A 7723-nucleotide genomic window follows, 5' to 3' on the forward strand; every position below is an offset into this window, starting at 1 on the left:
CCAAAAGGGTCAAAGTCGCGTAGCTTTTCCAGGCTGCGAAGCATCCTCCGGGGGCAAGGTTCCTTCCAGATATTCCACCCAGATGCGGGCCGCACTCTCAATCATGCGTGCACAAGGGCGCTTGGCATAATACTCTGGCGTGCGTTCTTCCGGGACAGAGCTGCGCTCTATCTTGCGCAACTTCAACAGTTCGGAACAGGTAATGGAGCCATTGCGCCGCTTGAACTCTGCCGCCAGACGCTGTACCAAGGCGTAATTGGCCGACTTGCTGGCACGGTCGCTCCCCTCTAAGGCACATTTTTCCAGCCCTGCCAGCATCAACATGCCGCACACAGCCCCACACGTCAGACGCATCCGCCCGATGCCCGCCCCGAATGAAGCTGCCATATGCAACGCCTGTTCGCGCGTAAACCCATACATGTCGGCAAAAGCAGATACAACCGACTGCGAGCAGTTGTATCCTTCATAGAAATTCTTTATAGCTAAATCAATCCGTTCTTCTAATTCCATAATAGCTTATCATATAAAAACTGGTTCTCTGTATCAAGACATTCACAAATTATAAAGCCGAGCATATTAAAGCGACATTGAGCACCGTCACCACCGTAGCAATGACATAAAGCACAATACTGGTCAGGCGACTGTTGACATACTCTCCCATGACTCGCTTAGAAGAAGTCAAACCCACCTGAAGAAATACCGTAAACGGCAACTGCATGCTCAACACCATCTGAGACAGCAACAAGCCTTTGAAGGGATTGCCTATGCACACTATCAGCAACAGGGCGATGCCCAAAGAAAGAGCCACTCCCACCTGCGAATGGGTATCTTTAATATTGTACGACTCATCAAACATTCCTGCGAAAATCGAACCGGCAGCCATGCCGCTCGTAATGGTAGATGACACCCCGGCCAACAACAAAGCCAACGCAAATACAACCGCAGCATTATCTCCCAACAACGGACGCAACAACGATTGGGCTTGCTGCAATTCCTCCACCGGCGTGCCGCTGGCAAAGAAAGTAGTGGCTGCCAACAAAATCATAGCACTATTAATGGCCCATCCGATGACCATCGACAACATCGTATCAAACAATTCATACTTCAACCTTCTGCGTATCGATTTCCCATCACGCTTGTTGTATTCATGACTCTGAATAACTTCTGAATGTAAAAACAAGTTGTGCGGCATTACAACAGCTCCCAAGACACTTGTCACCACCAATAAACTGCCGGACGGCAACGAAGGCACTGCCCAACTGCTCACAGCCTGCCCCCAATCCACATCCACCAGAAACAACTCATAAATGAACGAAAGTCCGATGACAGATACAAAGGCAATAATGGCCCGCTCTATCCTTTTATAAGAATTGGTGAACAGCATAATGAAGACAAAAGCCGTGGTCAGTACAGCCCCGGCAATAATCGGCAAACCGAACAACATTTGAAGAGCGATAGCCCCTCCCAATATCTCGGCCAAAGAGGTAGACACAGAAGCCAACACGGCCGTCGCCAACACCGGACGCGACACCCAGCGCGGAGCATATTTTGTGGCTGCTTCGGACAAGCAAAGCCCGGTAACAATGCCCAAATGTGCCACATTATGTTGCAAAATTATCAGCATGACGGTGGAAAGTGTCACCACCCACAACAATTCATACCCGAACTCCGAGCCGGCAGCAAAGTTCGAAGCCCAATTCCCCGGATCAATAAAACCAACTGTCACCAGCAATCCCGGGCCGATGTATCGCAACACATCTAATCCGCCCAAGTACCTTTTATGCTCTTTATTCCTCAGGTCTTTCCAGATATTCTTCATCACCCTCAATTAATGAAAGAAAGAAGCCGCACAGGTTTTTACCCCATACGGCCTTTTCTCCTTAAATACATTCTTGACAAACAAACACGTTAAAAGCCCATCTCATGCAGAGCTTTGCATAATTGGTCGGGGCAGGAAGTTGGCCTCATGCCGCAACGGATGCCTTCCAAGCGGTCCAGTACTTCCTGAACAGACATACCTTTCACCAGACGTGATATGCCTTGCAGGTTACCGTTACAGCCATTCCAGTACTCTACCTCGCGGAGTATGCCATCTTCCACATCCAAGAATATATCAGTGCTACACGTGCCTTTCGTCTTATAATGGTATCTCATCGTTCTTTTATTCGTCGCCTTCTTCGGGCTTCATGTTCGTATATACGGTTTGCACATCATCAAATTCTTCCAGACGTTCCACCATTTTATTGATGGTTTCGCGGTGTTCGGGTGTCACGTCTTTCAGGTCATTGGGGATGTAGGTGAAGTCACCGCCGACATCTTCAAAGCCTTGTTCCTCCAGATGCTTCTGGATAGCAGCGTAGCTCTTGGGGTCTCCATAGATAGTGATAGTGCCTTCTTCCTCGTCGATGTCATAATCTTCGTCCACATTGTAGTCTATCATGTCGAGCAGGAACTCGTCCATGTCCATGTCATCTTTCTTCTTGAAAGTGAACACACACTTGTGGTCGAAGAGGAAAGCCAGCGACCCCATCGTGCCGAGATTGCCGCCGAACTTGTTGAAGACTGAGCGTACATCGGCTACCGTGCGGGTAGGATTGTCTGTCAGCGTGTCCACAAAGACGGCGATGCCGTGGGGGCCGTAGCCTTCGTAAGTCATGCCTTTGTAGTCACTCTGGTCCTTGCCCATCGCATTCTTGATGGCACGTTCGATGTTGTCCTTCGGCATGTTCTCACGCTTGCAGGTGGCAATGATGGAACGCAATGTCGGATTGTTTTCGGGTTCGGGGCCTCCTGCCTTCACGGCAATGGCGATTTGTTTGCCCAGGCGGGTGAATGTTTTGGCCATGTGGCCCCATCTTTTCAGTTTTGTTGCTTTTCTATATTCAAATGCTCTTCCCATTGGATGATTGTTTTTATGTTGTAAGTTTATGAGTTTTTAAGTTTGTAAGTTTATGAGTTTATGAGTTTTTGGGTTCTTGAGTCATTAAGGTGACATAAGACTGGTTGCTTATGAAACTTATCAACTCAAGAACTCAAAACTTATCTCAGTTTAGCTCCCAACTTGTTTTCCAGGTTGGTGATGAGCTTCGACATGATTTTATCTATCTGTTTGTCGTTGAGCGTGGCGTTTTCGTCCTGCAGCAAGAAGCTGACGGCATAGCTTTTTTTGCCGGTTTCCAGTTTTTTTCCTTCGTAGACATCGAAGAGGGAAACGTCTTTCAACAGTTTCTTTTCGGTCTCGTAGGCAATCTTTTCTATTTCAGAGAACGGCACGTTTTTGTCGAGCAGCAGGGCCAAGTCGCGCTTGACAGCGGGGAACTTGGAGAGTTCGCGGTAGCTGACTTGCACGTTGCGCACGGCTTTCAGCAGTTCCTTCCAGTTGAGGTCGGCGAAGTAGACTTCGTGTTCGATGTCGAAATCTTTCAGGAGTTTGCGGGTGACGATGCCGAAGGATGCCAGACGCTTACCGCCTCGGGTGTGGACGGAGAGGGCGGCTGCGAAGATGTCGTCGGTCAGGTTGCCGATGACGAGGTCGCGCTTGTTCAGGCCAAGGCGGGCGAAGATGTTTTCGACGTAGGCCTTGAGTTCGTAGACGGAGGAGTCTTCGTCGGGGTGCGCCCAGGAGCCTGCGACCTTCTTTCCGGTGAGCCAGAGGCCCAGGTGCAGTTCTTCGCTGTAGGGTGCCAGGGGACGTTCGGCGTCGTTCTTGGCGGTGTCGTAGTGGTAGCAGTTGCCAAATTCGAAGAACTTCAGGTCGGCGTTCTTGCGGTTGGCGTTGTGGGCGATGCTCTCGAGTCCGCCGAACAGGAGGGTCTGGCGCAGGACGTTGAGGTCGGCGCTGAGGGGGTTGAGCAGACGGACCAGGTGGTCGGCGGGATAGGACTGGAGGTTGTCGTAGTAGGCGGCGCGGGTCAGTGAGTTGTTGAGTATCTCGTTGAATCCGCAGCCTACGAGTTGTTCGGCCACGAGGTTCTGCAGGCGGTTCGAGGTGTCTTCTGCTCCTTTGGTGGTCAGACTGGAGTGCAGTGTGGTGGGTATCTCCACATTATTATATCCGTATATGCGGAGGATGTCTTCGACCACGTCGCAGGGGCGTTGGACGTCGACGCGGTAGGGGGGTACGTCCAGGGTGAGTCCGTCGGGTGTTTCGGCTACGATTTGCATCTCGAGGCTGGTGACGATGTTTTTAATCGTGGTCTCGGGGATGGTTTTGCCGACGAGGTCGTGGACGTATTGGTAGGGAAGCTCGACGCGGAAGGGTGGGAACTGTGCGTTGCAGACGTCTTTGATGTCGCTGGAGATGGTGCCTCCGGCGAGTTCCTTGACCATGATGGCGGCGAGTTTCAGGCAGTAGATGACGTTGTTGGGGTCGATGCCGCGTTCGAAGCGGAAGGATGCGTCGGTGTTCAGGCCGTGGCGGCGGGCGGTTTTACGTATCCAGGTGGGATGGAAGTAGGCGCTTTCGAGGAAGACGTCGGTGGTGTGCTCGGTGGAGCCGGAGGCGAGTCCGCCGAAGACTCCGGCGATGCACATGGGTTCGTGGGCGTTGCATATCATGAGGTCGCGGTCGCTGAGGCGGCGCTCGGTGCCGTCGAGTGTGACGAAGGGTGTGCCTTCGGGCAGGGTGCGTACGATGACTTGGCGGCCTTTCACCTGGGCTGCGTCGAAGCAGTGGAGGGGTTGGCCGAAGGCGTGTACGATGTAGTTGGTGATGTCGACCACGTTGTTGATGGGGCGCAGGCCGATGGTGCGGAGTTTGTCTTGGAGCCATTGGGGGCTTTCGCGGACGGTGACGCCGCTGACGGTGACGCCGGCGTAGCGGGGACAGGCTTCGGTGTTGTCGACGTGGACGGAGATGTCGAGGTTGTGGTTGTCGACGGTGAAGGTGTCTACCGAGGGTCGGCGGAGGGTGGCGGTGTGTCCGTTCTGCCGGAGCCAGGCGCAGAGGTCGCGGGCTACGCCGTAGTGTGAGCAGGCATCGGCACGGTTGGGTGTGATGTCGACTTCGAGGAGGTAGTCGTCCTGCACATTATAATATTGGCGTGCGGGGAGTCCGACGGGTGTGTCGGCGGGTAGGACGATGATGCCGGCGTGGTCGGTGCCGACGCCTATCTCGTCTTCGGCGCAAATCATGCCGTTGGATTCGATGCCGCGCAGCTTGGAGCGTTTGATGGTGAAGGACTGGTCGCCGTCGTAGAGCTTGGTTCCGAGGGTGGCGACGATGACTTTCTGTCCGGCGGCGACGTTGGGTGCGCCGCAGACTATCTGGACGGGGTCTTCACCGGGGGCGAGGCGGACGGTGCAGACGTGCATGTGGTCGGAATTGGGGTGGGGCTCGCAGGTGAGGACTTCGCCGACGACGAGTCCGTGGAGGCCTCCTTTGATGGTTTCGACGGGTTCGACGCTGCCTGTTTCCAGCCCGATGGAGGTGAGCGCGGCGGCTACTTCGTGGGGGTTGAGGTCGAAGTCGACGTATTCTTTCAGCCAGTTGTAAGAGATGTTCATATCGTTGTTTTTTGATAGTTCGCTTAAAATGACCCGCAAAGATAATAAGTTTTTCGCGAAGTTCGGAGGGTGATGGCATAAAAAAAGCGGGGCGCCTCGCCGTAGGCGTCCCGCCGGGGGTCTGGGCGGTGGGTCATCCGAAGGTTCCCTGGCCGCTGTCGTCGCCGCTGTCGGGGTCTTCGGTGTCGGGCTGGTCGGGGGTGATGAGTCCCTTGGCCAGCTTGTAGGAGCGTGTGGAGCCGTACTTGATGCCGTCTTCGACGACGCCTTCTACTTCGAAGGTGGCCGATGCGAGGGCTGCTTTCACTTCTTTGGAGGGGGTGAAGATGAACTTGGCGTTCTGAATCATCGTGCGGGCGTCGAAGTCGTCGATGTTTTCCACGCCTTGGCTGCCGAAGGAGAGGCGGAGCTTGCCCAGCTTGCCGATGGTGACGGTCAGGCCGCTCAGGACGGCGGGGATGAGCTTCTCGCTGGCCACTTCCATGGCGTGGTTGAACTCGCCCTTGGAGAGTGTGGTGTCGACCACGGCGAGGGCGGCGGTTTCGTCGGCGTCGAGGGTGCCTTTGGAGGCGGTGGTGGCGTACCATTTCGGGGTTTTGGTCACGGGTTCGAGCTTCTTGGCAAGGTTACATTTCGCTTTCATAATTCTTTGTTTTAAGTGGTTGTTAGACAAATGGTTAATTGTTTTTCCGAGCCACGACGGCGAACCGGCCCGGAAAGAGTCCCGGTGTTTCCCGAAAAAGACCGCGGTGTTTCCTGAAAAAGACCGCGGTGTTTCTGGAAAAAGACCGCGGTGTTTCTGGAAAAAGACCGCGGTGTTTTTTGAGGAAGACCACGGTGCTTCTCGGGAAAGACCCAGGTGTCTCGTTGCAAAGATAGGCATTTCTTTCAAAAAAGCAAATGTTTTGCCTTCAAATTTGCCCGCTTCACCAAAAAAAATCCCGCGCAGATTTTCCACAAATCTGCGCGGGCCTTTTCTACTATGTCTATACTACTTAAAACCAGAAAGACCGGACTCGACACCGGAACCGGTGAAGAAGGCGGCGGACTTTCTATACCCGGTGCAAAATTACGAATCTTTTGCAGAAAAAAAACATTTCTGCCCGAAAAAATCACGCGGGGGCGTTTTTGGGAAATCTCCCCCGCCTCCCACCCGGATTCTCCCCGAAAAAACGTATCTTTGCGCCCGGAAACATCAAACATTCACTATGCAACACTCCGACACGCTCGCCCGCCTGAACATCACCTCCCTCACCCCCATGCAGGAAGCCACGGCACAAGCCTGGACCACCGGGCGCGACCTCATCCTGCTCTCCCCCACAGGCACCGGCAAGACACTGGCCTTCCTCCTCCCCCTGGCCGCCGAACTGCGCGAAGACACCCCCGGCGTGCAGGCCCTCGTCCTCTCCCCCTCGCGCGAACTGGCCCAGCAGACCGCCCGCGTGTTCGCCGACATGAAGACACCCCTGCGCGCCCTGTGCTGCCACGGAGGACGGCCCACCATGGACGAACACCGCCTGATGCGCCAGACAAACCCCGCACTCATCGTAGCCACACCCGGACGCCTGGCCGACCACCTGCGCAAAGGCAACTTCGACACCCGCCACGTCCACACCCTCGTCATCGACGAATTTGACAAATGCCTCGAGCTCGGATTCCAGGAAGAAATGGAAGAAATCATCCGCCTCCTCCCGGCCGTCAGACGCCGCGTGCTCCTCTCCGCCACCGACGCCGCCACCCTCCCCCACTTCGTCCGCCCCGCACAAGACCCCGACGCCGCAGCCCTGCGCCTCGACTTCCTGCCGCCCACCGGCACAGACAACCGCCTGACCCTGCGCATCATCCCCTCCGCCGACAAAGACAAGCTCGAAACCCTCTTCCGCCTCCTCTGCACACTGGGCACCAGCCCCACCCTCGTCTTCGCCAACCACCGCGAAAGCGTCGAACGCATCGCCCGCTACCTCCGCGAACGACGCTTCCCCGCCGCCCCCTTCCACGGCGGCATGGAACAAGACAACCGCGAACGCGCCCTCTACAAATTCCGCAACGGCACCACACCCGTCCTCATCTGCACCGACCTCGCCGCCCGCGGACTGGACATCGACAGCGTGCAAAACATCGTCCACTACCACCTCCCCACACAAGCCGACGCCTTCACACACCGCAACGGACGCACAGCCCGCTGGGACGCACGAGGCACCGCCTACCTCATCCTCCA

7 protein-coding genes are annotated in these 7723 nt (G+C 55.3%); 1 reads left to right on the forward strand and 6 read right to left on the reverse strand.

Going from position 1 to position 7723, the window contains the following annotated elements:
• Positions 1–9: 9 nt before the first annotated feature.
• The 6 genes from M3090_RS14385 to M3090_RS14410 form a co-directional block, all read right to left on the reverse strand.
• Positions 10–510 carry a C-GCAxxG-C-C family protein gene (locus M3090_RS14385; RefSeq protein ID WP_249057476.1) on the reverse strand — a complete coding sequence of 167 codons (501 nt, stop codon included), beginning with the start codon at positions 508–510 and terminating at the stop codon, positions 10–12.
• A 49-nt stretch (positions 511–559) separates the two neighbouring features.
• Positions 560–1819: an Nramp family divalent metal transporter gene (locus M3090_RS14390; RefSeq protein ID WP_249057489.1), complete on the reverse strand. Its 1260-nt coding sequence runs from the start codon at positions 1817–1819 to the stop codon at positions 560–562.
• A gap of 89 nt (positions 1820–1908) precedes the next feature.
• Positions 1909–2154, reverse strand: coding sequence for a TIGR03905 family TSCPD domain-containing protein (locus tag M3090_RS14395; RefSeq protein WP_249057478.1), 246 nt, complete (start codon positions 2152–2154; stop codon positions 1909–1911).
• 7 nt (positions 2155–2161) lie between these two features.
• Complete coding sequence (locus M3090_RS14400) at positions 2162–2899, reverse strand: YebC/PmpR family DNA-binding transcriptional regulator (RefSeq protein ID WP_249057481.1); 738 nt, start codon at positions 2897–2899, stop codon at positions 2162–2164.
• A gap of 140 nt (positions 2900–3039) precedes the next feature.
• A complete protein-coding gene (pheT, locus tag M3090_RS14405; RefSeq protein ID WP_249057483.1) occupies positions 3040–5505 on the reverse strand; it encodes a phenylalanine--tRNA ligase subunit beta in 2466 nt (821 codons plus the stop codon).
• Between the two features lie 133 nt (positions 5506–5638).
• The gene (locus M3090_RS14410) at positions 5639–6148 is read right to left on the reverse strand and encodes a DNA-binding protein (protein WP_249057485.1); all 510 of its coding nucleotides are present in this window, start codon (positions 6146–6148) and stop codon (positions 5639–5641) included.
• A 565-nt stretch (positions 6149–6713) separates the two neighbouring features.
• Between M3090_RS14410 and M3090_RS14415 the strand changes: the two genes are divergently transcribed.
• A partial coding sequence (locus M3090_RS14415) for a DEAD/DEAH box helicase (protein ID WP_249057487.1) occupies positions 6714–7723 on the forward strand: 1010 nt, incomplete at its 3' end.

Source organism: Bacteroides sp. ET71, from assembly GCF_023336905.1.
In the GTDB taxonomy this organism is placed as follows: Bacteria; Bacteroidota; Bacteroidia; order Bacteroidales; family Bacteroidaceae; genus Bacteroides.

What these genes read in the sequence shown, in the direction of transcription:
- M3090_RS14385 (WP_249057476.1), bottom strand. Translation starts at nt 510, where the DNA reads ATGGAATTAGAAGAACGGATTGATTTAGCTATAAAGAATTTCTATGAA.
- M3090_RS14390 (WP_249057489.1), bottom strand. Translation starts at nt 1,819, where the DNA reads ATGAAGAATATCTGGAAAGACCTGAGGAATAAAGAGCATAAAAGGTAC.
- M3090_RS14395 (WP_249057478.1), bottom strand. Translation starts at nt 2,154, where the DNA reads ATGAGATACCATTATAAGACGAAAGGCACGTGTAGCACTGATATATTC.
- M3090_RS14400 (WP_249057481.1), bottom strand. Translation starts at nt 2,899, where the DNA reads ATGGGAAGAGCATTTGAATATAGAAAAGCAACAAAACTGAAAAGATGG.
- pheT (WP_249057483.1), bottom strand. Translation starts at nt 5,505, where the DNA reads ATGAACATCTCTTACAACTGGCTGAAAGAATACGTCGACTTCGACCTC.
- M3090_RS14410 (WP_249057485.1), bottom strand. Translation starts at nt 6,148, where the DNA reads ATGAAAGCGAAATGTAACCTTGCCAAGAAGCTCGAACCCGTGACCAAA.